Source organism: Janthinobacterium sp. 1_2014MBL_MicDiv (genome assembly GCF_001865675.1).
Classification (GTDB): Bacteria; Pseudomonadota; Gammaproteobacteria; order Burkholderiales; family Burkholderiaceae_D; genus Janthinobacterium.
The window spans coordinates 5925419-5950230 of sequence record NZ_CP011319.1 but is presented as its reverse complement, the minus strand read 5'-3'; the positions used below and the strand labels follow the sequence as shown (position 1 = coordinate 5950230).

General features: G+C 64.6%; 24 protein-coding genes. 19 read left to right on the top strand and 5 right to left on the bottom strand.

Features of this window, described 5'->3' with window-relative positions:
* Positions 1-162: 162 nt before the first annotated feature.
* The 6 genes from YQ44_RS25815 to YQ44_RS25790 all read left to right on the top strand — a co-directional run bounded on the left by YQ44_RS25815 (position 163) and on the right by YQ44_RS25790 (position 6766).
* Complete coding sequence (locus tag YQ44_RS25815; RefSeq protein WP_071325802.1) at positions 163-1137, top strand: ABC transporter substrate-binding protein; 975 nt, start codon at positions 163-165, stop codon at positions 1135-1137.
* A 9-nt stretch (positions 1138-1146) separates the two neighbouring features.
* Entirely contained in the window at positions 1147-2700 is a 1554-nt protein-coding gene (locus tag YQ44_RS25810; protein WP_232250998.1) for a sugar ABC transporter ATP-binding protein, read from the top strand.
* A complete protein-coding gene (locus tag YQ44_RS25805; protein WP_071325801.1) occupies positions 2697-3782 on the top strand; it encodes an ABC transporter permease in 1086 nt (361 codons plus the stop codon). The genes YQ44_RS25810 and YQ44_RS25805 overlap by 4 nt, the downstream gene beginning before the upstream one ends.
* The gene (gene yjfF, locus YQ44_RS25800; RefSeq protein ID WP_071325800.1) at positions 3779-4753 is read left to right on the top strand and encodes a galactofuranose ABC transporter, permease protein YjfF; all 975 of its coding nucleotides are present in this window, start codon (positions 3779-3781) and stop codon (positions 4751-4753) included. The genes YQ44_RS25805 and yjfF overlap by 4 nt, the downstream gene beginning before the upstream one ends.
* Positions 4754-4756: 3 nt before the next feature.
* Positions 4757-5731 (top strand): glycoside hydrolase family 43 protein, encoded by a 975-nt coding sequence (locus tag YQ44_RS25795; protein ID WP_083412051.1) that lies wholly within the window; start codon positions 4757-4759, stop codon positions 5729-5731.
* 93 nt (positions 5732-5824) lie between these two features.
* A complete protein-coding gene (locus tag YQ44_RS25790) occupies positions 5825-6766 on the top strand; it encodes a LysR family transcriptional regulator (protein ID WP_070219038.1) in 942 nt (313 codons plus the stop codon).
* Between the two features lie 175 nt (positions 6767-6941).
* Here YQ44_RS25790 and YQ44_RS25785 read toward each other — a convergent pair whose 3' ends face one another.
* The 4 genes from YQ44_RS25785 to YQ44_RS25770 all read right to left on the bottom strand — a co-directional run bounded on the left by YQ44_RS25785 (position 6942) and on the right by YQ44_RS25770 (position 11369).
* Positions 6942-8207, bottom strand: a complete 1266-nt coding sequence (locus tag YQ44_RS25785; RefSeq protein WP_071325799.1) for a DUF6445 family protein — start codon at positions 8205-8207, stop codon at positions 6942-6944.
* A gap of 52 nt (positions 8208-8259) precedes the next feature.
* Positions 8260-8991: a hypothetical protein gene (locus YQ44_RS25780; protein ID WP_071325798.1), complete on the bottom strand. Its 732-nt coding sequence runs from the start codon at positions 8989-8991 to the stop codon at positions 8260-8262.
* Positions 8992-9073: 82 nt separating this feature from the next.
* Positions 9074-9901, bottom strand: a complete 828-nt coding sequence (locus tag YQ44_RS25775; RefSeq protein WP_071325797.1) for a hypothetical protein — start codon at positions 9899-9901, stop codon at positions 9074-9076.
* Positions 9902-9986: 85 nt separating this feature from the next.
* Positions 9987-11369: a caspase family protein gene (locus YQ44_RS25770; RefSeq protein WP_071325796.1), complete on the bottom strand. Its 1383-nt coding sequence runs from the start codon at positions 11367-11369 to the stop codon at positions 9987-9989.
* A 186-nt stretch (positions 11370-11555) separates the two neighbouring features.
* On the opposite strand from YQ44_RS25770, the gene YQ44_RS29410 reads away from it, so the two are divergent.
* The 12 genes from YQ44_RS29410 to YQ44_RS25710 all read left to right on the top strand — a co-directional run bounded on the left by YQ44_RS29410 (position 11556) and on the right by YQ44_RS25710 (position 24127).
* Positions 11556-12320, top strand: a complete 765-nt coding sequence (locus YQ44_RS29410) for a hypothetical protein (RefSeq protein WP_198043836.1) — start codon at positions 11556-11558, stop codon at positions 12318-12320.
* A complete protein-coding gene (locus YQ44_RS25760) occupies positions 12317-13342 on the top strand; it encodes a hypothetical protein (protein ID WP_071325794.1) in 1026 nt (341 codons plus the stop codon). The genes YQ44_RS29410 and YQ44_RS25760 overlap by 4 nt, the downstream gene beginning before the upstream one ends.
* Before the next feature lie 28 nt (positions 13343-13370).
* Positions 13371-14252 carry a hypothetical protein gene (locus YQ44_RS25755; RefSeq protein WP_071325793.1) on the top strand — a complete coding sequence of 294 codons (882 nt, stop codon included), beginning with the start codon at positions 13371-13373 and terminating at the stop codon, positions 14250-14252.
* A gap of 1 nt (position 14253) precedes the next feature.
* Positions 14254-15867 carry a hypothetical protein gene (locus YQ44_RS25750; RefSeq protein ID WP_232250997.1) on the top strand — a complete coding sequence of 538 codons (1614 nt, stop codon included), beginning with the start codon at positions 14254-14256 and terminating at the stop codon, positions 15865-15867.
* Positions 15842-16756 (top strand): glycerophosphodiester phosphodiesterase, encoded by a 915-nt coding sequence (locus YQ44_RS25745; protein ID WP_071325792.1) that lies wholly within the window; start codon positions 15842-15844, stop codon positions 16754-16756. Before YQ44_RS25750 ends, YQ44_RS25745 begins: the two co-directional genes overlap by 26 nt.
* Positions 16757-16960: 204 nt before the next feature.
* A complete protein-coding gene (locus YQ44_RS25740) occupies positions 16961-17986 on the top strand; it encodes a LacI family DNA-binding transcriptional regulator (protein ID WP_083412048.1) in 1026 nt (341 codons plus the stop codon).
* The gene (locus YQ44_RS25735) at positions 17986-19473 is read left to right on the top strand and encodes a sugar ABC transporter ATP-binding protein (RefSeq protein WP_071325791.1); all 1488 of its coding nucleotides are present in this window, start codon (positions 17986-17988) and stop codon (positions 19471-19473) included. The genes YQ44_RS25740 and YQ44_RS25735 overlap by 1 nt, the downstream gene beginning before the upstream one ends.
* The gene (locus YQ44_RS25730) at positions 19454-20479 is read left to right on the top strand and encodes an ABC transporter permease (protein ID WP_071325790.1); all 1026 of its coding nucleotides are present in this window, start codon (positions 19454-19456) and stop codon (positions 20477-20479) included. Before YQ44_RS25735 ends, YQ44_RS25730 begins: the two co-directional genes overlap by 20 nt.
* Before the next feature lie 61 nt (positions 20480-20540).
* Positions 20541-21512, top strand: coding sequence for a substrate-binding domain-containing protein (locus YQ44_RS25725; protein WP_071325789.1), 972 nt, complete (start codon positions 20541-20543; stop codon positions 21510-21512).
* Positions 21513-21591: 79 nt separating this feature from the next.
* A complete protein-coding gene (locus YQ44_RS25720; RefSeq protein WP_071325788.1) occupies positions 21592-22644 on the top strand; it encodes a sugar phosphate isomerase/epimerase family protein in 1053 nt (350 codons plus the stop codon).
* A 9-nt stretch (positions 22645-22653) separates the two neighbouring features.
* Positions 22654-23802: a Gfo/Idh/MocA family protein gene (locus YQ44_RS25715; RefSeq protein WP_232250996.1), complete on the top strand. Its 1149-nt coding sequence runs from the start codon at positions 22654-22656 to the stop codon at positions 23800-23802.
* Positions 23803-23818: 16 nt separating this feature from the next.
* Positions 23819-24127, top strand: a complete 309-nt coding sequence (locus YQ44_RS25710; protein ID WP_071325786.1) for a 2Fe-2S iron-sulfur cluster-binding protein — start codon at positions 23819-23821, stop codon at positions 24125-24127.
* Between the two features lies 1 nt (position 24128).
* Here YQ44_RS25710 and YQ44_RS25705 read toward each other — a convergent pair whose 3' ends face one another.
* Positions 24129-24440, bottom strand: a complete 312-nt coding sequence (locus YQ44_RS25705) for a hypothetical protein (RefSeq protein WP_071325785.1) — start codon at positions 24438-24440, stop codon at positions 24129-24131.
* Between the two features lie 102 nt (positions 24441-24542).
* On the opposite strand from YQ44_RS25705, the gene YQ44_RS25700 reads away from it, so the two are divergent.
* The gene (locus tag YQ44_RS25700; RefSeq protein WP_071325784.1) at positions 24543-24812 is read left to right on the top strand and encodes a MoaD/ThiS family protein; all 270 of its coding nucleotides are present in this window, start codon (positions 24543-24545) and stop codon (positions 24810-24812) included.

Genomic DNA, 24812 nt, shown 5'->3' with positions numbered 1-24812 from the left:
GAGCAGAAGGGCAGTGAGCCATCCAGTGATACGCAAATCGGTATCGCAAGCGAAAAATAATTGATTGGATGGCTATGTTGCTTTCTCCTACCATGGGTTCATAAAAAACCGCCCATCCGGCATCCGGCTGTGATGGTATTCCAATAAAAACTGGAGACAAGAATGACATTGAGCCGCCGCACCCTCCTCGCCAGCGCCATGCTGCTGGCCGCTACTGCCACCACTTTCGCCACCTCGTCCGCCTTTGCCGCCAAGCCCCTCGTCATGGGCTTTTCGCAGGTGGGCGCCGAGAGCGAATGGCGCACCGCCAATACCGTCTCCATCAAGGATGCTGCCAAGAAAGATGGCGTCACCCTGAAATTTGCCGATGCGCAGCAGAAGCAGGAAAACCAGGTCAAGGCACTGCGCTCGTTCATCGCGCAAAAAGTCGACGTCATCGCCTTTTCGCCCGTCGTCGAATCGGGCTGGGATACCGTCTTGCGCGAAGCCAAGGCTGCCAAGATTCCCGTCATCCTGACGGACCGCGCCGTCAACGTGGCGGACAAATCGCTGTACGTCACCTTCATCGGTTCCGACTTCGTGGAAGAGGGCCGCCGCGCCGGCCAGTGGCTGCTCGAGCACGCCAAGAAAACCCCGGAGGCGACGCTGAATATCGTTGAATTGCAGGGCACGGTCGGTTCCGCGCCCGCCATCGACCGCAAGGCGGGCTTCCTGGAAGTGGTGGGCAAGAATCCGAAGATGAAGATCATCCGTTCGCAAACGGGCGACTTCACGCGCGCCAAGGGCAAGGAAGTGATGGAAGCCTTCCTCAAGGCCGAGGGCAAGAAGATCAACGTGCTGTACGCGCATAACGACGACATGGCCATCGGCGCCATCCAGGCCATCGAAGAAGCGGGCATGAAGCCGGGCAAGGACATCATCATCATCTCGATCGACGGCGTGAAAGGCGCGTTCGAGGCCATGATCGCCGGCAAGCTCAATGTCACCGTGGAATGCAGCCCGCTGCTGGGCCCGCAACTGATGTCGGTGGCGCGCGACGTGGTGGCCGGTAAACCCGTGCCGGCCCGCATCACGACGGTGGAAGGCGTGTTCCCTGCCGAGGTGGCCGCCAAGGAATTCCCGAACCGTAAGTACTAAGCTTGCCGCATGATGAAGACGCAAGCGCATCACGACGCCGCGCCGGCTCCCTTGCTGGAGTTGCGCGGCATCAGTAAAGCCTTTCCCGGCGTCAAAGCCCTCAGCGATGTTGCCCTGCGCCTGTATCCGGGCGAAGTGCATACCTTGATGGGGCAGAACGGCGCCGGCAAGTCGACCCTGATCAAGGTGCTGACGGGTGTCTACACGCCCGACAGCGGCCAGATCCTGCTCGACAGCCAGCCCATCGCGCCCGCGTCCACGTCGGATGCGCAGGGGCTGGGCATCAGCACCGTGTACCAGGAAGTCAATCTGTGCCCGAACCTGTCGGTGGCGGAAAATATCTTTATCGGCCGCTATCCGCGCCGCTTCGGCGCGCGTTTTGGTCCCATCGATTGGCGCACCATGCAACAGCAAGCGCGGGCCTTGCTGCAGCAATTGCAGATCGATATCGATGTCACGGCGCAGCTGTCCAGCTTTCCCCTGGCCATCCAGCAAATGGTGGCCATTTCGCGCGCGCTGAATATTTCCGCGCGCGTGCTGATCCTCGACGAACCCACGTCCAGCCTGGACGAGGCGGAAGTCAAGCTGCTGTTTTCCGTGCTGCGCCGCCTGCGCGGGCAGGGCATGGCGATCCTGTTCGTGACCCACTTCCTCGACCAGACCTACGCCATTTCCGACCGCATCACGGTCATGCGCAATGGCGAGCGCGAGGGGGAATACGCGTGCAGCGAACTGTCGCGCCTGGCGCTGGTCAATAAAATGATCGGCGTGGCGGCTGACACGCAGGAACAAGCGCTGGATCTGGCGCAGGAAGCGGGCGCGGCCAGCTTTGGAGCGCATGTGCTCGAAGCGCAGGGGCTGGGCCGCAAGGGCGCCTTGCTGCCCATGGATTTCCACATCCGCCAGGGTGAATTGCTGGGCCTGGCCGGCTTGCTCGGTTCGGGGCGCACGGAACTGGCGCGCCTGCTGTTCGGCGCCGACAAGGCCGATTCCGGCACGATCACCATGCAGGGCAAGCCGCGCCAGTTTCACGTGCCGCGCGACGCCATTGCCCGGGATATCGGTTTCTGCTCGGAAGACCGCAAGCACGAGGGGGCGATCCTGTCGCTGTCCGTGCGCGAAAACATCATCCTGGCCTTGCAGGCCCGCACGGGCTTGCTGCGCGCCATCCCGTTCAAGCGCCAGCAGGCGCTGGCCGACGAGTATGTGAAAGCGCTCGGCATCAAGACGGCCAGCATCGAGACGCCGATCGGCAGCTTGTCGGGCGGCAACCAGCAGAAAGCCTTGCTGGCGCGCTGGCTGGTGACCTCGCCCGCCATGCTGATCCTCGACGAACCCACGCGCGGCATCGATGTGCGCGCCAAGCAGGAAATCATGAGCTATGTCAGCAAGTTGTGCCGCAAGGGCATGGCCATCCTCTTCATCTCGTCCGAGTTGCCGGAAGTGCTGCGCTGCAGCGACCGTATTCTCGTCATGCGCGACCGCAAGGCCTGCGGCGACTATGCGCGCGGCGAACTGGACGACAGCTCCGTGCTGCAAGTCATTGCCGGGGAGTCAGCATGAGCGTGTCCACACCGTCCAGCGCACCGCCCGCGGCGCGTCTGGCTTCCACCACGGATTCTTCCATTGTGCATAGCGTTTTGCATCACCCCCTGAGCCGGCCCCTGGCCGCGCTGTTCTTGCTGTTGCTGGTCGACTTCTTTGCCATCCCCGGCTTTTTCCATCTGGAAATTCGCGATGGCCATTTGTACGGCAGCGTGATCGACATCGTCAACCGCGCCGCGCCGCTGATGCTGGCCGCGCTGGGCATGACCCTCGTCATCGCCACGCGCGGCATCGACATTTCCGTGGGCGCCGTCGTGGCCCTGTCCGGCACCGTGGCCGCCATGCTGATCGGCGGCACCATGGTGATGGAGAATGGCGTGCCGACCTACGTGAGCAACATTCCCATGGGCTGGGCCCTGGCGGCCGCCCTGGGCGCGGCCCTGCTGTGCGGTGCCTGGAATGGCGTGCTGGTGGCGGGCCTGGGCTTGCAGCCCATCGTCGCCACCTTGATACTGATGGTGGCCGGGCGCGGCCTGGCGCAATTGCTGACGGATGGGCAGATCGTCACCGTCTATTACCAGCCCTTCTTCTTCATCGGCAGCGGCTACCTGTTCGGCTTGCCGTTCTCGCTGTTCCTCGTGGCTGCCGTCTTCCTCATCACGGCCGTGCTGATGCGCAAGACGGCCCTGGGCCTGTTCATCCAGGCCGTCGGCATCAATCCCGTGGCCGCGCGCCTGGCCGGCATCAGGACGGCGACCCTGATTTTCTTCGTGTACGTGTTTTGCGCGGCCTGCGCGGGCCTGTCCGGGCTGATGATCAGCTCGAACATCAAGAGCGCGGACGCCAACAACGCGGGCCTGATGCTGGAACTCGACGCCATCCTGGCCGTCACTTTGGGCGGCACCTCGCTCGCTGGCGGCAAGTTCAGCCTCGTGGGCAGCATGATCGGCGCCCTCATCATCCAGACCCTGACCTACACGATCTATTCGCTGGGCGTGCCGCCCGAAGTGAACATGGTCGTCAAGTCGGTCGTCGTCTTCCTCGTCTGCCTGTCGCAATCGTCGGAATTCAAGCAATTGCTGCATCGGAGAAAAGCATGAAGGGCTTGCTGCACACCCCGTATTTCACCTCGCTCGTCACCGTGCTGCTGCTGGTGGTGATGCTGGGCCTGGGCGGCGCCGCCTATCCGGGCCTGCTGTCGACGCAGGTCATTTTTAACTTGTTGATCGATAACGCGTTCTTGCTGGTGATCGCCGTCGGCATGACCTTCGTCATCGTTTCCGGCGGCATCGATCTGTCCGTCGGTTCCGTGCTGGCCCTGTCGACCATGATCGCCGCCTGGCTGCTCAACGTGGCGCACTGGCCGCCGCTGCTGGTGATCGCCACCGTGCTGGCGCTGGGCGCCGTGTTTGGCGCCAGCATGGGCGCGCTGATCCATTATTTCAAGTTGCAGCCATTCATCGTCACCCTGGCCGGCATGTTCCTGGCGCGCGGACTGTGCTATTTGATCAGCATCAATTCCATCACCATCGACGACCCGCTGTTCGTCGCCATGTCGCAGACCCAGCTGGGTTTTCTCGGCGGCTTCGTCTCGCCCGGGGTCGTCATCGCCGTGGCGACGTTATTGCTGGCCATTTGGCTGGCGCACGCGACGCCGTTCGGCCGTGCCGTGTATGCGATCGGCGGCAACGAGCAGTCGGCCCTGATGATGGGCTTGCCAGTGGGCCGCACCAAGGTGCTGATCTATGCCTTCAGCGGCTTGTGCGCCGCGCTGGGCGGCGTGCTGTTTTCGTTTTACATGCTGTCCGGCTATGGCTTGCATGCGCAAGGCACGGAACTGGACGCGATTGCCGCCGTCGTCATCGGCGGCACCCTGCTCAGCGGCGGCTACGGCTATGTGGCGGGCGCGCTGTCCGGCGTGCTGGTGCTGGGCACCATCCAGACCCTGATCGCCTTCGACGGCACGCTCAGCTCGTGGTGGACCAAGATCGTCATCGGCGGCCTGCTATTCGTCTTTTGCGTCGTGCAACGACTGATGGCCATGGGCCAGAAAACTACCAACGGGAGTTAATTGATGTTGAAGCAGAACAAACGTGCCGCAGCCATCGGCATGGCGGCGGCGCTCGCCTGTGCCACCTTTGGCGCGCAGGCAGCCAACCCCATCGTCAAGGATATCTACACGGGCGACCCGGCCGCGCTGGTCGACAATGGCCGAGTCTACCTGTATGTCGGCCACGATGAGGCGAGCGCCACGGACACGGATTACCGCATGCACGAGTGGCGCGTGTATTCCTCGTGCGACATGGCGAACTGGACGGACCACGGCTCGCCCGTGCGCTTTTCCACCTTCGCCTGGGCCGGCAAGGATGCGTGGGCGGGCGACATCGTCAAGCGCGACGGCAAATACTATTTTTACTCGACCGTCGACCACAAGACCATCCCCGGCAAGGCCATCGGCGTGGCCGTGTCCGACAGCCCGACGGGGCCGTTCGTCGATGCGCGCGGCAGCGCCCTGATCACGAACGACATGACGAAGCAGACGGCGATCCCGTGGGACGATATCGACCCGGCCGTCTTCATCGACACGGATGGCCAGGCCTACATCTACTGGGGCAACACGGTCTTGAAGTACGCCAAGCTGAAAGCGAACATGACGGAGCTCGACGGCCCGATCCTGACCTTCGGCATGGATGCGTTCACGGAAGCGGCGTACATGCACAAGCATGCGGACACCTATTATTTGTCGTACTCGCGCAATTTTCCCGAGGAAACAGCCTACTCGACGGGCCCCACGCCGACGGGTCCCTGGCATTTCCGCGGCACCATCATGGACAAGAATGCCGTCGTGAAAACCATCCACCAGGCCATCATCGCATTCAACGGCAAGTCCTACATCTTCTATCACAACGACAAGTTGCCCGGCGGCGGAGAATACCGGCGTTCCGTGGCCGTGGAAGAGCTGAAATACAGGCCCGACGGCACCATCGAATTCATCCCTCAAACGGCGGGCCCGGCCGCCAACCCGAGTGCCGCCTGCAAGGCGTCCTGAGCCATTTCATCACGCGTACAAAAAGGAGACACACCGATATCTATAATATCGATATTGAGTTAAAAGCGATATCGATCATGATATGATTTATTCATGGATACCCTCAACCCCAACTGGTTCTTGCGAGCCCGCCTGAAGACGCGGCAATTGCTGCTCCTGATCGCCCTGGACGAGCAGCGCAATATCCACCGCGCGGCGGAAGAATTGCACATGACGCAGCCGGCCGCGTCCAAGCAAATCAAGGACCTGGAAGAGATGCTGGACGTGCGCCTGTTCGACCGCTTGCCGCGTGGCATGGAGCCGACGATCTACGGCGAGACGATGATACGCCACGCGCGCATGGCGCTGACCAGCCTGTCGCTGGCGCATGACGACATCGTCGCCCTGAAGTCGGGCCTGACGGGCCAGGTGGAAGTGGGCGTGATCATGACGCCGGCCATGGCGCTGTTGCCGCGCGCGATAGCCCGCATCAAGCAGCAGGCGCCGCTGATGCGCATCGGCGTGCACCTGGAGCATAGCAACACCCTGATGGACATGCTGCAGCACGGTACCCTGGACTTCATGATCGGGCGCATCCTGGAAAAGGAAAGCAGCGCCGGCCTCATCTACGAAGAATTGACGGAAGAGCCGGCCAGCGCCGTGGCGCGCAATGGCCATCCGCTGCTGTCGCGCAAGAATCTGCAGTTGAAGGACCTGGCGGCCCAGCCGTGGATCTTGCCGCCGCAAGGCAGCATCCTGCGCCACCGTTTCGACATGATGTTCCGCCGCGCCAGCCTGGAACCGCCCGTCGACGTGGTCGACACGACGGCCTTGCTGTTGATCACGTCCTTGCTGCAGCAGACGGATTCCCTGCACGTGATGCCGACGGAAGTGGCGCATTACTATGAATCGTTGAACGTGCTGAGCATCCTGCCCATCGAGCTGCCGTGCAAGATGGATGCGTTCGGCATCATCCGCCAGCAGGATCATCTGCTGTCGCCGGGGGCGGATATGTTGTTGAAGGCCGTGCGCGCGACGGCTGCGGACATGTATTGAATGCTGAGCGGCCGTTGTCGGATTACGCGTTCCGCTAATCCGACCTACACATGGCCCAGTGACTGGTAGCCGTTGTCGGATTACGCGTTCCGCCAATCCGACCTACGCATGGTCCAGTGACTGGTAGGTCGGATTAGCCCGCAGGGCGTAATCCGACAATACCCGCGCCGCATGCTTAATCGGGCACTTCAAAAAAGAACAGCTGCACCAGCCGGCCATTCTCGGGCGTGTCGCCAAACACATTGCTGATCGAGTGAAAATAGTGGCCCTTGTACACGATCAGGCGGTTGTGGCGCATCGGCACTTCCAGCAGCGCTTGCCAACTGTCGCGCTGTTCCTGCAAGTCATTGAATTTCTGCACTTTACTGTTCGGCAGCCAGCGCTTCTGGAAATCCTTGAAGCTGGCGTAGCCGCCCGCCTTGACGTCCGCCTCGGCTAATCTGCGGTACCAGCCGCTGGGCTGGTGGCGCCAGAACGTGGTGCCACCCTGGCACTGCTCGGGCGGGTTCAGATACAGCACGCCCGCATAGAAATTGAAATTATTGCCCGTTTCGTTGTCCACGTGGATATCCGTGCGCGCCATGGCGTCGGCATAGCTGAGGCGGTAGGAACCATTGTCGGGCGAAATGAAGCGGATGGGACGGCCCAGCGCCGTGGCGATGCGCTCCATGATGGCCTGGCAGGGCTGGCCTGCCGTCTGGCTGCCCGGATAGTTTTGTCCCGCATAGCGCTGCTGCTCGAACGGCAGGGCCAGCGCCTGCGCGCGCCAGGCGGCCGGGTCGGGCAGGAAATCGTCGAGGATGTGCAAGTCCGTTTCGTGCAGGAAATCATGCAGCGATGGCGCGACATCGAGCGGTGTCAATGTTTCTGTCTGTTCCGCTCGCGGGTTGGCATAGCCGATGCGGCAACTGTCTGCCAGCGCCGGGTGCAGCGCGATACCCTGCGCGCAGCGCGCCAGCGCCAGTGCCTGCTGGCCCGTGCGGTAATACATTTCCGCCAGGCCTTGCAGGTTTTGCCAGCGTTCGGGGCGCAAGGCATGGGCGCGCTCGAGTTCCGCGATGGCTTCCGGCAAGCGCTGCTTGGCCAGCAGCAATTCCGAATGGACGATGGCGAAATCGTGCTCGTGCGGCGCCAGTCGCGCCGCCGTGGCGTAGCTGGCCAGCGCCGCTGCGCTGTCCGTGCCGCGCAGCACGTTGCCCAGGTTGTAGTGGAACAGGGCGTTGTCAGGTTGTTGCTTGAGCGACAGTTTCAACAGGCCCAGGCCGATGGTGGCCTGGCCCAGCTCCAGCATGGCCAGGCCCTGGAAATGCTGGGCTTCCACCAGGCTGGGCGCCAGTTTATAGGCGGCCTGGTAGGCATTGATCGCTTCGATCAGCTTGCCCGCCTGGTGCAGCCGTTGCCCGTTTGCCAGTTGTTGTTCCGCCAGTGTCTGTTCGCCCATGTCGCTATCCCGATGCAATGTGGCGAACAGTGTAACGCAAAGGTCCGGGCGCTTACAGCGCTTGCTGCACAGGAATTTCTTCCCCGTTCAGCTTGATTGCCACCTTGACTATCTGCGCCTTGACCTGGTGGCTGGCCATGTCCGCTTCCTGGGCGTAGGCATACACGATGATGGCGAAATCCTTGTAGCCGCTGCGCGCCGCCTCGATCTTGCGCGCCGCATCCTGCGCCACGTTCAGCAGCGAGTAGCCGTCGCCGTTCGTGAACGCCAGCTTGTAGTCGCCGTTGTCGTACATGTAGTAATACGTGCCCGCTTCGGCGAACTTGGCGGGGAAGGCGGCCTTGTCCATGGCGTACGGCGACAGCGCGCCCTGGCCGTTGATCTGGTAGCGCAGGTAGCGTTTCGTCTTCGCTTCGCCGACCTTGGCGTCGATCTGCGGTTTCAGCGCGTCGAGCACTTCCTGCTTGCGGAAGGCATCGTTGCTGCCCGCATATTCGCGCGAGATGCGCTGCGCCACGGCCGCGTAATCGGGCGGCACGCCGGACAGGGCGATGTAGCTGTACATCAACTGGTTGCCGCTCGTGATGTCGACATAGCTGGACGCTGGCGTGGCTGCGTCCGCCTGCGGCAGGCTGGCGGCGGCCGCCTTCACCTGGGCTTTCGCAGCCAGGTCGGCGACATTTGCGGCGACGGGAGCGGAAGCGGCCGGTGCGGCGTTATCCGTCTTGCCGCAGGCGGACAGGAGCAGGGCGATGGTGAGCAGGGCGGGCAGGGTACGATGCATGATATTTCCTTCAAGATGATTTAAACGGTAATGACGGGTTTAATTTTTAGCGTTATGCAAGTCACGGCAGCGCAGCAGGTTTTCAGTGCTTGCCTCCTAAGCGCTGGTATTCGCCCACGCCGTAAGCGGCCAGGACGATGGAAGCCGCCAGCACCAGGTAAAAACCGATGCCGAAGGACAGGCCTTGCCACACCTGCCCCAGCATTTCGCTGGCCATCTGCTCGGCCATGCGGGCCGCGCGGCTGCCCATGAGGCCGCCCATGGCGTTGCCCGCATCGCTGACGGCGCCCTTGATCTTGATTAACAGCAAGCTGCTGTGCACGACGATGAACAGCAGCGGCGCGCACTTGCCCAGCGCCGCTTTCGGGTGCTTGCTGGCCATGGTGGCGCAGCAGGCGGCAATGGCCAGCAGGAAGAACAATTGTGCCGAGGTAAAACCGCTGCCGCCGTCGCGGGCGAAGCTTTCCAGGCTGTCCGCCGACAGGCCCAGCAGCTGCCAATAGCTGCGCGAGACGGCGGCGAACAGGCGGATGCCGAGGGTGTTGAAGACAAAGGCGCCGGCGATCAGCACGCCGAGCGCGGCCAGTACCTTGATGCCGAGCGCATCGACGGCCCGGCCCCACAGTTGCCGGCCCTTGTCGCGCGCCAGCTTTGCCGCGCCGGCCATCTCTTCCTGCGCCAGCTGCTGCGCCGCGACGGCGCTGACGGTGGCGAGGCTGCCGCCGTCATCGAAGCGCACGTCGACGACGGCGTTGATGGCGGGCGCCGTGTCCGAACGCCAGTGCGTGGCCACGTCGAATGGATGTTGAATGCCGGCCACGCTGACGGAACCTTGTCCGCTGGGCTGGTAGGCGAGGATGCGGCCCCGTTGGCCGATGGTGGCGGGTGTTGCCGGGCTGGATGTGTGCATGAGATTTCCCTGGTCACTGTCATGCTGTATTGCATGTACCCACGGATAACGGGGGCAGTTCAGGGAAATCTAAAATTATTTTGAATTATTTTTTCGGCGGCTGTAATACATCCCTGGCGGCGCCCTGGTAATCCTTCATCAGGCCCATGAAGGCATCCTGCAAGTGGCGTGCCGCGTCCTGCGGCGGCGCGCCCGTGCGCCGCGCCAGGTCGAATTTATACGCGTGCGCGGGGCTGTAGCCGGCCTGCGAGGCGGCGTCGAGCAGCACGCCCGCGCGTTTCAATGAGGCCGGGTCGCCTTTGACCATCAGCAATTCGGCCAGATAGGTCTGGGCGATGGGAAAATCCCGGGCGGCCGCTTTTTCCAGCCACTGCATGCCCGCCTTCGGCTGCTTGACGCCGGCGTCGCCGCCGCCGATGCCATAACCGAGCGCCGTCAGCGCCACCAGGTCGCCCGTGCGCGCGCGCTTTTCCAGCTGCTGGCGGGGAAACGGCCGCGCCGCGATCTGTATGCGGATTTCATAGTTGATGTCTTGCAACACATTGCCCGGCCAGACTTTGGCGCCCGCAGCGGTGGCGGCAGGCGGCGTCGACGCTGGCGCCGGGCCAGGCGCGCGCATGCCGTTGTTGCCTGAGGCCAGCACACCACTGGCTGGCGGGCTGACGCCCTTGCCGCTGCCCATGTTCAGCACCAGGCGCGCCGAGGTTTCGCCGAACGACACGCGCGGCTTTTGCACGTCGTGCGTCATGGCGGCCACCCTGGCCGCCACCTGCGAAAAGACGTCGCTCATCGGCAAGCCCGGCGCGTCGAGCGCGTCGAGCAGGGCGCTCGTGTACGGACTGTTGCGCGAATCGGGCGACCAGAAATCGCGCGCCAGGGCGCCCGGGCCGGCCGAGTAGGCGATCACCACGCCGCGCGGCGCCTGCGTATCGGCAAAGCCGTGGCTGGCCGCATTGCTGCCGCCGGGCACGGGAACGGCCGCGCCGCCGCGCGTATATTCCTGGCGGCAAGCGTCGAGGATCAGCACGGCGCCGCGCGCGCCCGTGCGCTGCAAATCGCCCGCCAGGCTGGAGACGGACACGCCCTGGGCGGCGATGGCCGCCGCGCTCAGCGCGTTCATGTTGGCGCCCAGCGGCAGCACGTAATTGGCTTCGCCCGCCTGCGCGCCGTGGCCCGCGTAAAACACGAGGGCGATATCGGCGCCGCGCGCCTGCGTGGAAAACGCGGCCGACGCCTGTTGCAACTGCGCCGCCGTGATATCCGTGCGCAGCAGCACGTCAAAGCCCAGGCGGCGCAGGCGCTCGGCCATGGCGCGCGCATCGTTCACGGGATTCAGCAATGGCTGCGCATAGGCCGCATTGCCGATCACGAGGGCGATGCGCTTGCCCGCCGCTGTCGGCACGGCCGCTGGCGCGACATTGCTAACTAGCAAAAAGAGGGACAACAACAGGGGAATCAGGCGCTGCATCGGGGTCTCGGAAATTGTCGTTGAAGTAACAAAAGTTAGCGATTTCCAGTGCGGTATGAGAAAATTGCCTGAATGCATTTTACCTGACTGACAAGTTTGCCTTGTTGTCCAGCGTATTTCCTCTTTACCGGCCAGCCTTGCTCCCGGCCAGTGGCGCGCGCCGCCCAACACACGATCGGACCGGCAGTGCAATCGGAACAATTTGAACGGATTCATGATTTCTGGACCCGCCGCCAGCAGCTGACGCAAGGCGAACTGGGCGAGTTTTACCAGCGCGTCATCGCCGCGCTGACGCCTTGCCGTCCGCGCGAGGCGGCGTCGCTGGGCGACTCGCTGGCCGACTTGCGCCACCAGTTCTTCATCGAAAAAGTCCTCAACAGCGACAGCGAGGCCGCACCCCACCACGTGGGCGCCCTGTTTTTGTATTTCAAGCGTTTCATCATCGACCAGCTGCGCAAGCAGCGCGATGACGATGATGCCGATGCGCAGGACGGTTGCGACTTGCAGGCACCCGACGCGTATGCGGAACCGCTGCGCGACTACCAGCTGACGCCCGCCTCGGTGCGCGCCGCGGCCGACGTTTTTGTCACCAGCTTGCCGCGCGACCTGGTCTTGCTGCTGCGCCACTGCGGCTGCGGCGGTATGCCCGTCAAGGAGCTGGCCGAACAGATCGCTTCCGCGCATTACCACGGTGGCAAGCTGGGCCTCGTGCATAAACAGAAGGGCGATGTCATCAGCGCGGCCCGCCAGATCGTCGCGCCGGCCCACCGCGCCACCCTGCTGGGCAGCTGGGTCTTGACCCTGCTCAAGCTGCGCGTGGGGGATGCCCTGGCCGCGCGCGACCTGCAGGCGGCGCAAATAGTTTTGGATATTCTCTGCGTGGCCGCGTTATGCCTGCACATGGACCCCGCGCCCACCCACCCGAACACTGATGAAAGGCCACCGGCATGACTGCATTGACGCCCACCCTGGCCATCGTTGCCGCGCGCCTGCCGTCGCCGCCGTCTTCCGCCGAGCTGCTGGAAGCGGAGGTGGGCGGCGCGACCCCCGACTGGCGCGGCATTGTCGTGCCGGAGCATGTGCTGGAACGCTTTGCGCGCCGCAGCGATGCCGCGCCGCTGGCCGCGCGGCCCATCGCCGGCGGGCAAATCCATGTGCTGGCGCGCTGCCCGGGCTTTGGCGCCGTACTGCTCGACGCCTGGGACAGCACGCGGCAGCGCTGGCGCGGCTGGCTCGTCACGCCGGACACGGCGTATGCGGATGCCTGCGGCCTGGTGGTCGAAGAGCGCGACGCGCCCGTCGATCCGCGCGCCGGCCTGGTGCTGTGCGACCTGCCTGTCATCGTGGCCGTGACGGACCTGGGTGTGTGCCTGGGTGTATTCAGCCCGGACCGCCTGCAGGCGGCGCGCTGGCTGGAGTTGCACGGCCGTGCGAATGGGGCCGCGGCCGCGCCCGGCGTGATCGCCCGCGTGGCCTTGCCCGGCGACGGCTATGCGCTGACGGGCACGCCCCTGTCGACCGAACTGGGCAAGGATGGCCGCGTGGCGTACCGGCAATTGCTGCGCCAGGGGCTGCAGCAGTTGCAGATCGCCGTGGCCGACGCGGCGGCGCCACAGGTGGCTGCGCCGATCACGGCGGCAAATTCAAACCGCTGGCTGAAAGTCGTCACGGCCGTTGCCGCCAGCGTGATGGTGGTGCAATCGGCGTGGCTGTTCCTGCCGAAGGAACAGGCTGGTGTCGACAACGCGCAATTCCGCAGCGGCGGCAGCGGCGTCGAGACGGGCGTGCGCACGCGCGTGCTGTTCCGCGCCGAGGCGACGGAAGCTGAAATCCGTACCTGGCTGCAGCGCGAGCAGCTGGAAATCGTCGCCGGCCCGGACACCCTGGGCGCGTTTACCGTGCTGTCGCGCGACCGCCAGAAAGTCTTGCCGCCGCCAGGCCCTGGCAATCCGCTGGCCGTCATCAATCCCTGAATTCAGTAATAAGAGAAAGTTATCAAGCATGACAACGTATAAGAATTTTGCATCTGCGCACTGGCGCAAGTTGATCGCCGGCGTGGCCACCGGCATCCTGTTGACGGGGTGCGCCATGACGCCGAATGGCCGTGGCGGCGTGATGGTGGGCCTCGATACGGCAGAGCTGTTCGGCACGCCGATCTCCACCTTCCGCCTGCGCGACGGCACGGAAGGCACTTTGCGCAAGGATCCGAAAGGCAAGTATTCGATCAAGCTGTCGCAGGCGTTTCGCGTCGTGCCATTGGACAAGGCCCTCATGGCCCGCGTGGCGCGCGTGGAAAATGTGGGCGAGCGCACCGTGGTGATCGTCGAAACCCAGGAGCGCGGCTGCGCCTACCGCTATGAAGTGCTGGCCTTCCAGGGCACGGACGTGCTGCAGTGGACGGTTGGCAACTGCAAGGACCGGCCCCGCGTGGAGCTGGCGGCGGACGGGAAATCGCTGAATATCGATTTTCCCAACCACAACCGCCTGTCGCGCATGGTGTATGCAGACAACCGCCTGCTCAACGCCAGCGTGCCCGTGCCGGCCGGCGTCGATACGCGTGCCCAGCCGTTTGCCGACGACGCCTTGCGCGCGACGGGTCCGGCCATCGCCACTCTGCCCGGCAATGACAGCGGGCGCGTGATTCCCGCGCCGCCGGCCGCCACGCGGGCGCCTGCCCCGGCGCCGAAAGCGACGAGCCGCGCGGCCGGCAAGAACCGCCGCCAGGTGGTGCAGGAAGCGCCCGCACCCGCGCGCACGGTGCCCAACGCGCCGGTCATGACAGCCCCGGCCGCGCGCGCTGCCGATAGCGCCTCGCGCGTGCCGGCCGCCATGAGTTTCCAGACGGAAGAGATCAAGCCCGTCGTCATCGATTTGAGGAAATAAGATGGCCGCAAGCTTGCGCAGTCTGCAAATCCGGCAGACCTTGATCCTGATCGTCCTGACGATCATCTACCTGTGCTTCGAGCTGGGCTTCAATGCCCGACTGCTCGACGTGGTGGGCGGCAACGTCAAGCCGGAAGACGTGGAAGGGGTGGAATTCTATGGCCGCAGCCTGTCCGGCATCGCCGCCGCGCTGGTGGTACTGCAACTGATGTGGCGCCGCCGCCTGAAAAATGGCGGCAAGGGCGGCACTGGCCCCGGCTGGATAAAAATCATCGTCTGTTGCGTGGTCACGGCCGGCGTCGTCTTTGGCGTGCTGAAAACCACGGTGAACGTGCTGGTCAATACGCGCGACGCGGAATTTCGGCGCATGGCCTTCAATACCACCTTGCTGCAGCGCTCGCTGGTAGGCGGCAGCTTGCAGCTGCAGGGTCTGGTCGATGACCCCACCCTGTTCGCCAAGCCGGAAGGCAAATCCTTCCTGGCCCTGTTTCCGTTTCTGGCCGTGTCCGTGAAGCACCTCGACGAGCGCATGGGGCCGGCCAAGGAACAGCTGGTGCGCGCCAACGTGCGCCAGGTGGCCGGTGGCCCGGCTGGCTACTATGACAAATATCAAGAAGCGATGCGTGAGCTGGCCGGCAAGTGGGAACTGTATGCGGGCATCATTCCCGACACGGATGCGGGCTTGCGCGCCAAGCAGCAATCGTCGTGGCAGGAATACGTGAGCAGCCTGTCGCGGCGGGGCTGGCAACCGCATTCGGTGCCGATGCGGCGCCAGGCGGCCGTCGTCAACAATGTGCGCAAGAAAGTGCCCGTGCCCGCCAACTGGAAGACGGACGACGAGCGGGGCTTCCGCGCCGCCGTCAAGCGCCGCTATACGGCCGAGGCGGCCAGCAAGGGCGTCTCCGTGCGCGGCGAGCGCATCCCGCCGGGCCTGTCGTTTGCCGCCTTTGTCGCCCGTCCCGGCGTGCAGGCGGAATTGCGCGAGGCCTTGAAGTTGCCGGCCGGCGCCACGGTGCAGGCCGCGTATGCGAATCCGGCCGAGTTCGGTCGCCTGTTCGACCAGTTCCTCGATCGCCAGACGGCGGAAAGACTGGTGGAATACCGTGCCAGCCGCACGGATTTCGAGAACGGCGGCAGGTTCTTCCATGAAGGCAAGGAAGCGGCGCGCGCCGCCATCGTGCCGCCCGTGGCCCTGTTCTTTTCCCTGCTGGGCGCCATCGGCCACTTCTCGAAATTGCTGTACTTGATCGCCACCGTCGTATTATTGCTGCTGGCCATGCGCCGCGGTGAGCAGGCGGGCGCCGATGGACAGCTGAGCCGCCGTTCCGCCTGGATCGCCACGGGCGTGCTGGCGACGGCGTTCGCGGGCACCTGGGGGGTCTTGTCCGTGCTCGACAACAACGTCACGCGCAGCGAACTGTTCCGGCAAATGCTGGACTGGACGCGCCAGCCTGAACCCGACAGCACGCGCTGGAATATCGCGGGCAAGGCCATCCTGGCCAACATCACGCACGTGGTGGCCGTCGGCCAGGGCTACAGCTACCCCGTCAACGAAGCGATCCGCATCCATGTTTTGCAGGGAATTCATTATGGCTATCACGCACACCAAAAATAAGGCGGCCGCACTGGCCTTGCTACTTTGCATGTTCAGCACGGCCGTCCAGGCCGATTGCCTGGGCATGAAGGTGCATGCCCACCGTGGCGCCGGCAATGCGCCGGAAAACTCGCTGAGCGCCCTGCGCAACACGTATTTCGGCACCTGGGATGGCGTCGAGACGGATTTGCAGCTGTTGGGCGACGGAAACTGGGTCGTGCACCACGACTTGTTGACGGGCCGGGTGGTCGATACAGGCTCGCCCCGCACGGTGAAAAAACTGAACGCCGACGACTGGCGCGCCGCCAGCATGAAGAATCGCGGCGTGCTGACGGCCGAGACGCCGCCCTTCGTCAGCGATATCGCCGACCTGGCCACGGCCTTTCCCGGCAAGACCCTGAATGCGGAAATCAAGGATGTCGTGCCCTCGTGCGCGCCGATCGGCGCGCTGGTGGCGCAGTTGCGCGGCAACATCAAGCATGGCAACTGGTTCTTGACGTCGGGCGTGCCGAACAACCTGGCGTGCGCGCGCCGCGCCGACCCGGACGGTTACCTGGGGCTGCTCGTGTTCGACCCGCGCAACGCGCAGGCGGCGGCCGGCACGAACAAGGTCAGCCGCTTTATCGCCAAGAATGCCCGCGCGCCCAAGCTCGACAAGCCGTGGCTGCAGCGCGTGCGCCAGCAGATCGGCATGCCCGTCGGCGTGCACGTGGATGCGCGCAGCCTGGACGCCAACCCGACCCTGCTCGGCGACGCGGCCAGCCTGGACATGCCCGTCTTCGTCTACGCCGTCGATGGCGACTCGGCCCTGGCCGCCTCCCTGCTGCGCGCGCAACAGCGCAATCACCGCTGGCCCAGCGGCGTCATTCTTGACGGCAACCCCGAAACGTTTTGCGCGATGATGCAGTAAATTGTCCCTGATCTGTTGCGCGGCCATTTTGCCGTGCAGCAGATGCCTGTGCTTCCCCATGCGGCACCTGCATCGACGGCCCGCGCAGGCCGTTTTTTGTTCCTGTTCCTGCCCATTTTTTGCGCAGCGCAGCATCGATAATGTTTGCATCGGCTAGTGGTCTGGCATATAAATGTAATCGATTACATTTTATTCAAAACCGTCATGTCAGCAGCCGTTCCATCATCTTTGCCCACAGAAACCGTCTCCATCAGCGCCGTTGCCGCGCATGCGGGCGTGTCGGTGGCCACCGTCTCGCGCGTCATGAACGAGCAGAGCGGGGTGCGGGCACCCACGCGCGCGAAGGTGCTGGCGTCCGTGGCGGCCCTCGGCTACCGCATGAACCACCTGGCGCGCAGCCTGCGCACGGCCGAGAGCCGCATGCTGCTGACCATGGTGCCCGACGTGGGCAACCCGTTTTATGCGCAGATCGTGCGCGGCATCGACACGGTGGCGCGCGAGCACGGCTATTTCGTGCTGCTGTGCGACACGGGCGCCGACGCGGGCCGCGAGCGCTCGTATTTCGACTTGCTGCGCATGCACCGCGCCGATGGCGCCATCTGCCTCGATCCGGACACGGTGCAGCATGCCTTGTCGCATGAGTCGGTGAGCCTGCCATGGGTGGCGTGCTGCGAATTCGATCCCGGCGTGGCCGTGCCGTATGTGGGCATCGACAACCACCGCGCCGCCTCGGACGCCGTCGCGCATTTGCTGTCGCGCGGCCACACGCGCATCGGCCTGATCAATTCGGACGAGCGCTACCTGTATGCGCGGCAACGCCAGCAAGGCTACTTCGACACCCTGGCCGCCGCCGGCCTGCCCGTGCAGCCGCAGTGGGTGCACACGGTGCAAAGCCTCGATTACGCAGCGGGCACGCAGGCGACGCTGGAAATGATGGCCGGGCCCGATGCGCCGACGGCCATCTTTGCCGTCTCCGACACCCTGGCCATCGGCGTGCTCAGCGCGCTGCGCCAGTTGCACAAGCGCGTGCCGGAAGACGTGGCCGTCATCGGCTTCGACGATATCGCCATCGCCGCGCAGATGGCGCCGGGCCTGACCACCATCGCGCAGCCGATGCGCGAGCTGGGCGAGACGGCGGCGCGCCTGCTGCTGCAACGCTTGGCGGACCCGGCGGCCAATGTGCCGGGCGTGCTGCTGCAACATCGATTAATTCTGCGAGGGAGTGCATAGTGAGCGTTGCCGTCGGTTTCGAGGGGGTCTGCAAGGATTTCGGCCCCGTGCGCGTGCTGCATGGCGTCAGTTTCCGCCTGGCGCCAGGGCGCGTGTATGGCTTGCTGGGCGAAAACGGCGCCGGCAAGTCGACCCTGATGAAAATCCTTGCCGGCTATGAAGCCGTGAGCGAAGGCCAGCTGCTGATCGATGGCCAGCCCCAGCGCTTTGCCAGCTCGCGCGCCGCCGAAGCGGCCGGCATCGTGCTGATCCACCAGGAATTCAACCTGGCCGAACACCTGACGGTGGCGCAGAACATGTTCCTCGGCCACGAGAAAACGAAGGGCTGGCTGCTCGACGAGGCGTCCATGCGCGAGCAGGCAGCGCGCTACCTGAAACAGGTGGGCCTGGCCGTGTCGCCCGATACGAAGATCCGCGACCTCATCGTGGCCGAGAAGCAACTGGTGGAAATCGCCAAGGCCCTGTCGCGCCGCGCCCGCTTCCTGATCATGGACGAGCCGACGGCCACGCTGACGTCGTCGGAAACCCAGCGCCTGTTCGCCGTGATGGCGCAGCTCAAAAGCGACGGCGTGACCATCCTCTATATTTCCCACAAGCTCGATGAAGTGGAGCGCAATACGGACGAGGTTATCGTCATGCGCGACGGGCGTTTCGTCACGCGCGAGCCGACGGCCAGCCTCACGCGCCAGCAGATGGCGAACCTGATGGTGGGGCGCGAATTGTCCGACATGTTCCCGGCCAAAGTGGCGCTGGCACCCGACGCGCCCGTGCTCCTGAAAGTCGATGGGCTCAGCGTGCCGGGCTGGTCCAAAAACCTGTCGTTCGAGGTGCGCGCGGGTGAAGTGCTGGGCTTTGCGGGCCTGGTGGGCGCGGGGCGCACGGAATCGTTCGAAGCCTTGCTGGGCTTGCGTGCGCGCAGCGCGGGCATGATCCATCTCAATGGCCGGCCCGTGGATATCCGCAGCCCCAGGCAAGCGATGCAGCACGGCATGACCTACCTGAGCGAAGACCGCAAGGGAAAAGGCTTGCACGTGCACCTGGGCTTGCGCGAAAACCTCACCATGATGACGATGGAGCGCTATGCGCGGCCGTGGCTCGATGTGGCAGGGGAAAAGGCGGCGCTGGCCAGGGCGGTGCTGGATTTCAATATCCGCACGGGCGACCTCGACAGCCGCGCGCGCATGCTGTCCGGCGGCAACCAGCAAAAGCTGGCGCTGGCGAAATACCTGCATTCGGACCCGCGCGTCGTCGTGCTCGATGAACCGAGCCGCGGCGTGGACGTGGGCGCCAAGCGCGACATTTACTTTCTGATCCACCGCCTGGCCGCCGAAGGGCGCGCCGTGATCGTGATTTCCTCGGAATTGATCGAATTGATCGGCCTGTGCCACCGCGTGGCGGTGATGCGTGCCGGCACCTTGCAGGCCACCCTGGCCGCTGACCACCTGACTGAAGAGGAGTTGATTGCCCATGCAACCGGCACGCACTGACACCACTGTATCCACCGGCGCCACCGGTGCCAGCATCGCCAGACTGGGCGCGCGCATCAAGGGTTTCGGCCCCGTGCTGGGCTTGCTGGCCCTGTGCATCGCGGGCACCTTGCTCAACGGCGACTTCGCCACCCTCGACAACCTGATGAACGTGCTCACGCGCACGGCCTTCATCGGCATCATCGCCGTCGGCATGACCTTCGTCATCATCTCGGGCGGCATCGACTTATCGGTGGGCTCGATGGCGGCCCTGATCGCCGGCTGCATGATTTACTTCATGAACGCGCTGGCGCAAGGCGCGGGGGGCAACCTGGCGCCGATCACCATGCTGGTGCTGGGCATTGCCATGGCCCTGGTATTGGGCGCCGGCTTCGGCCTGATGCATGGCTTGTTGATCAGCAAGGGCAATATCGAGCCGTTCATCGTCACCCTGGGCACGCTCGGCATCTTCCGCGCCGTGCTGACGTATTTGGCCGACGGCGGCGCGCTGACCCTGGACGCCACCCTGTCCGAGCTGTACAGCCCCGTCTACTACACGAGCGTGCTGGGCGCGCCGATCCCGATCTGGATCTTTTTATTCGTCGCGGCGGCCGGCGCCATCATCCTCAACCGCACGACCTTTGGCCGCCACGTGCAGGCGATTGGTTCCAACGAGCAAGTGGCGCGCTATGCGGCCATCAATGTCGACAAGGTGAAGATCGCCACCTACATGCTCTTGGGTATCTGCGTGGGCATCGCCACCGTGCTGTACGTGCCGCGCCTGGGCTCGGCCACGCCGACGACGGGCTTGCTGTGGGAACTCGAGGCCATCGCCGCCGTCGTCGTCGGCGGCACGGCCCTGAAGGGCGGCGAGGGGCGCATCGTCGGCACCGTGATCGGCGCCATTTTATTGTCCGTGATCAGCAATATCCTGAATTTGACCAGCATCATCAGTGTCTACCTGAATGCCGCAGTGCAAGGCGTGGTGATCATCGCCGTCGCCTTCCTGCAGCGAGGCCGCAAATAAAAATACGGCGGCGTTCTGAAAGGGCAGCCAATGGGCGCCCACAACCTTGGAGGAGAGCAGCATGAAGAGCTTTATACGGGTAGCAGGGATGGCAGTGCTGGTGATGCAGGCGTGGGCGCTGCCGAGTGCGCAGGCGGCGGCGCCTGCGGACAAGCTGGTCGTCGGCGTGGCCATTCCCACGGCCACGCACAGTTTTACCTCGGGCATCGTGTGGTGGGCGAACCAGGCCAAGGCGGAGCTGGAAAAAGCCCATCCCGGCGTAAAGATCATCGTCAAGACGGCCGCCACCGCGCCCGAGCAGGCGAACCAGTTGCAGGATATGTTGACGGTGAACAAGATCAACACCCTGGTCATCTTTCCCATCGAGTCGGCCTCGCTGACGCAGCCCGTCGCGCAAGTGAAGAACAAGGGCGTGTATGTGACCGTGGTGGACCGTGGCTTGACGAACACGCAGTCGCAGGATGCCTATATCGCGGGCGACAACACGGCCTTCGGCAAGCTGCCGGCCGAATACCTGGCGAAAAGCCTGAACGGCAAGGGCAATATCGTCGTGCTGCGCGGCATGCCGACCACGCTCGACAACGAGCGCTTCGACGCATTTTCCGGCGTGATGAAGGGCCATCCCGAGATCAAGGTGCTCGATGCCAAGTACGGCAACTGGAACCGCGACGATGCCTTCAAGGTCATGCAGGATTACCTGACCCGCTTCAAGCACATCGACGCCGTCTGGGCCGCCGATGACGACATGGCCATCGGCGTGCAGAAAGCCATCGCGCAGGCCAAGCGCACGGACATCAAGCAAGTGTTCGGCGGCGCGGGCGCGAAAGGCGCCGTGAAGAAGATCATGGATGGTTCCGACCCGCAGATCGTGGCCGATGTATCCTATTCGCCGAAGTTCATGTACGACGCCATCAAGCTGACGACGGAAGCACGGCTGAAAGGTGAAAAATTGCCGGCCAACACCATCATCCCGTCGGTGCTGATCACGCGCGAGAACGCCAAGCAGTTTTACTTTCCGAACTCGCCTTTTTAACGACACCCCACAACAAGGGCCGGGGTCGTATCCTCAGGGTACGATCCCGGGTTTCGGTTTGGGTTAACAGGACATTGACATGAAAACCATCCAGGGCCCGGCCATCTTCCTGGCCCAGTTTCTCGGCGACGAGCCGCCGTTCGACTCGCTCGAGCACCTGGCGCAATGGGCGGCCGGCCTGGGCTACAAGGGCTTGCAGCTGCCGACGGCGCCGCGCCTGTTTGATCTGCAACAAGCGGCCGCCAGCCAGCAGTATTGCGACGACGTGGTGGCCCTGCTGGCGCGCCACGGCTTGCAGGTGACGGAATTGTCGACGCACTTGCAGGGCCAGCTGATCGCCGTGCATCCCGCCTACGACGCGCTGTTCGACGGCTTTGCGCCCGAGCAGGTGCGCGGCGACAGCACGGCCCGCACGGCCTGGGCCACGCAGCAGCTGCTGTGGGCGGCCACCGCCTCGCAGCGCCTGGGGCTCAAGGCGCATGTGACGTTTTCCGGCGCCCTGGCCTGGCCCTACTTGTACCCGTGGCCGCAGCGCCCGGCCGGCCTGGTGGAAACGGCATTTGCCGAGCTGGCGAAACGCTGGCTGCCCATCCTCGACGCCTTCGACGCGGCCGGCGTGGACCTCTGCTATGAACTGCATCCGGGCGAGGACTTGCACGACGGCGTGACCTTCGAGCGTTTCCTGGCCGCCGTCAACGACCATCCGCGCGCGTCCATCTTGTACGACCCCAGCCACTTCGTGCTGCAGCAGCTCGACTACCTGGCCTTCATCGACATCTACCATGCGCGCATCAAGGCGTTCCATGTCAAGGATGCGGAATTCCGGCCGAACGGGCGCCAGGGCGTGTATGGCGGCTATGGTGACTGGCAGGACCGGGCCGGGCGCTTCCGCTCGCTGGGCGACGGGCAGATCGACTTCAAGGCGATCTTTTCGAAGATGGCGCAATACGATTTCCCCGGCTGGGCCGTGCTGGAATGGGAATGCTGCCTGAAGCATCCCGAGGATGGCGCGGCCGAGGGCGCGCGCTTCATCCGCGAACACATCATCCACGTGGCTGAGCACGCGTTCGACGATTTCGCCGGCAGCGCGGTTGACCAGGATCAAATTCATCACTTGCTTGGCTTGAAATAAGGAGACGACATGCAGCGACGCTTACGGCTGGGCATGGTAGGGGGCGGGCAGGGCGCGTTCATCGGCGCCGTGCACCGCATCGCGGCGCGCATCGACGACCAGTACGACCTGGTGGCGGGCGCCCTGTCGTCCGACCCGCTGCGCGCGCGGGACAGCGGCGCCGCGCTGCACCTGGCGCCGGAGCGTTGCTACAGCGATTACCGCGCCATGGCGCAGATGGAGGCCGCGCGCGCGGACGGCATCGAGGCCGTGGCCATCGTCACGCCCAACCATTTGCACGCGCCCGTCGCCACGGCCTTCCTGGAAGCGGGCATCCACGTGATCTGCGACAAGCCGCTCGGCATTGCGCTGGCGGAAGGCCAGGCGCTGGCGGCGCTGGCGCAGCAGAAAAACCTGCTGTTCGCGCTCACGCATACCTACAGCGGCTATCCGCTGCTGCGCCATGCGAAAGCCATGGTCGAGGCGGGCGAGATCGGCGAACTGCGCCTCGTGCAGGTGGAATATTCGCAGGACTGGCTGGCCGATGCCATCGCTGCGGGCGGCATGAACGAAGGCAACTGGCATAACGACCCGCAGAAGGCGGGGCCGGGCGGTGTGCTGCTCGACGTGGGGCTGCACGCGTATCACCTGGCGCAATTTGTCAGCGGCTTGACGCCGCATGCCGTGCTGGCGGAATTGTCGACCTTTGTACCGCACCGCACCTTGGACGACCACGTGCAGGTGATGCTGCGCTACGCGAACGGGGCGAAAGGCACCCTGTGGGCCAGCCAAGTGGCGACCGGCTGCGAAAACACGGTGCGACTGCGCCTGTTCGGCAGCAAGGCGCAGCTGGACTTCGACCAGGAACAGCCGAATGCACTGTGGTTCACGCCGCAGGGCGGCAACCGCCAGCTGCTGCGTCCGGGCCGCGTCGACAGCGCCGCGGCGCGCCACGCCACGCGCGTGCCGGCCGGCCATCCGGAAGGCTACCTGGAAGCGTTTGCCCAGCTGTACCTGGATGCGGCCCTGCGCATCCGCGCCCTGCAAGCGGGCTTGCCCGTGCCGGAAGCGGCCCGCTGGCTGCCGACGGTGACCGATGGCGTGGCCGGCCTGGCCTTTGCCGAGGCCGTGCTGCGCAGCCATGCGGATGGCGCCCGCTGGACGACCCTGGCAAGCTGACTGCTACACTGGCGCCATGAGCGCACCGTTGACCGTCACCACCTTTACTATCACCATCGTCCCGCAGGGCTGGCAATTCACGGCCGAGGCGGGAACGACTCTGCTGGCCGCCGCCGAGCTGGCCGGCATCCGCCTGCTCAGTTCCTGCCGCAACGGTACCTGCCGCACCTGTCTCTGCCATATGCCGGCGGGCCAGGTGCGCTACACGGTGGACTGGCCCGGCATCAGCCCCGATGAACGGCTCGACGGCTACATCCTGCCTTGCGTGGCCGTGGCGGAAAGCGACCTCACCCTGCAGGCGCGCGCCGTGCGCACGGGCCATTAACTCAGGACGGCTTGCCGCCCTTGAGGCGTTGCAGCAGCGCTTCCACGCTGTCGCTGACGGGCAAGCCGTGGCGGCGCAGCAGCTGCACGTGCAAGACCAGGTTTTCCAGCACCAGCTTGGCCGCCACGGCCAGCAGGGCCAGGTTGCGGTCTTCCGGGCTGAAACTTTCCATGGCGTCGGCCATCTCGCACAGGTGGTTGGCGATCAGCCCGCGCAATTCCTGCTCGTCGAACGGCAGGTCGGCAAAATCGATGGGATCGGCCACTTCCACTTCCTGCATCAGCACCGCTAGTTCTTCCGGGGTAATCGTCATGCCTGGCCTCCTTGTGTGCGTGGCCCTATTTTAGGCCATGCACTATTGTATCGTCGGCAAAGCGGACTAGAATGAGGGCTGGCCGACGACGTCAAGGACAGCATGGCGCAGCTGCATTTCACCCGGCAACTGGCACGTTTCCTGGACGTTCCTACCGTGCAGGTGGCCGCGCCACGGCTGCGTGCCGCCCTCGATGCGGCGTTTGCGCAGCAGCCGCGCCTGCGTGGCTATGTGCTCGACGAGCAGGGGGCCTTGCGTCCGAATGTGGTGATCTTCATCGATGGCGCGCGCTGCCGCGAGCGGCGCGTGCTTGACGACGCCTTGCTGCCCGACAGCCAGGTGTATATCTTGCAGGCACTTTCCGGAGGTTGA

Bases quoted from the DNA above. Each gene is read 5' to 3' on its own strand.
- YQ44_RS25815 (WP_071325802.1), top strand. From the start codon at position 163: ATGACATTGAGCCGCCGCACCCTCCTCGCCAGCGCCATGCTGCTGGCC.
- YQ44_RS25810 (WP_232250998.1), top strand. From the start codon at position 1,147: ATGATGAAGACGCAAGCGCATCACGACGCCGCGCCGGCTCCCTTGCTG.
- YQ44_RS25805 (WP_071325801.1), top strand. From the start codon at position 2,697: ATGAGCGTGTCCACACCGTCCAGCGCACCGCCCGCGGCGCGTCTGGCT.
- yjfF (WP_071325800.1), top strand. From the start codon at position 3,779: ATGAAGGGCTTGCTGCACACCCCGTATTTCACCTCGCTCGTCACCGTG.
- YQ44_RS25795 (WP_083412051.1), top strand. From the start codon at position 4,757: ATGTTGAAGCAGAACAAACGTGCCGCAGCCATCGGCATGGCGGCGGCG.
- YQ44_RS25790 (WP_070219038.1), top strand. From the start codon at position 5,825: ATGGATACCCTCAACCCCAACTGGTTCTTGCGAGCCCGCCTGAAGACG.
- YQ44_RS25785 (WP_071325799.1), bottom strand. From the start codon at position 8,207: ATGGGCGAACAGACACTGGCGGAACAACAACTGGCAAACGGGCAACGG.
- YQ44_RS25780 (WP_071325798.1), bottom strand. From the start codon at position 8,991: ATGCATCGTACCCTGCCCGCCCTGCTCACCATCGCCCTGCTCCTGTCC.
- YQ44_RS25775 (WP_071325797.1), bottom strand. From the start codon at position 9,901: ATGCACACATCCAGCCCGGCAACACCCGCCACCATCGGCCAACGGGGC.
- YQ44_RS25770 (WP_071325796.1), bottom strand. From the start codon at position 11,369: ATGCAGCGCCTGATTCCCCTGTTGTTGTCCCTCTTTTTGCTAGTTAGC.
- YQ44_RS25760 (WP_071325794.1), top strand. From the start codon at position 12,317: ATGACTGCATTGACGCCCACCCTGGCCATCGTTGCCGCGCGCCTGCCG.
- YQ44_RS25755 (WP_071325793.1), top strand. From the start codon at position 13,371: ATGACAACGTATAAGAATTTTGCATCTGCGCACTGGCGCAAGTTGATC.
- YQ44_RS25750 (WP_232250997.1), top strand. From the start codon at position 14,254: ATGGCCGCAAGCTTGCGCAGTCTGCAAATCCGGCAGACCTTGATCCTG.
- YQ44_RS25745 (WP_071325792.1), top strand. From the start codon at position 15,842: ATGGCTATCACGCACACCAAAAATAAGGCGGCCGCACTGGCCTTGCTA.
- YQ44_RS25740 (WP_083412048.1), top strand. From the start codon at position 16,961: ATGTCAGCAGCCGTTCCATCATCTTTGCCCACAGAAACCGTCTCCATC.
- YQ44_RS25730 (WP_071325790.1), top strand. From the start codon at position 19,454: ATGCAACCGGCACGCACTGACACCACTGTATCCACCGGCGCCACCGGT.
- YQ44_RS25725 (WP_071325789.1), top strand. From the start codon at position 20,541: ATGAAGAGCTTTATACGGGTAGCAGGGATGGCAGTGCTGGTGATGCAG.
- YQ44_RS25720 (WP_071325788.1), top strand. From the start codon at position 21,592: ATGAAAACCATCCAGGGCCCGGCCATCTTCCTGGCCCAGTTTCTCGGC.
- YQ44_RS25715 (WP_232250996.1), top strand. From the start codon at position 22,654: ATGCAGCGACGCTTACGGCTGGGCATGGTAGGGGGCGGGCAGGGCGCG.
- YQ44_RS25710 (WP_071325786.1), top strand. From the start codon at position 23,819: ATGAGCGCACCGTTGACCGTCACCACCTTTACTATCACCATCGTCCCG.
- YQ44_RS25705 (WP_071325785.1), bottom strand. From the start codon at position 24,440: ATGACGATTACCCCGGAAGAACTAGCGGTGCTGATGCAGGAAGTGGAA.
- YQ44_RS25700 (WP_071325784.1), top strand. From the start codon at position 24,543: ATGGCGCAGCTGCATTTCACCCGGCAACTGGCACGTTTCCTGGACGTT.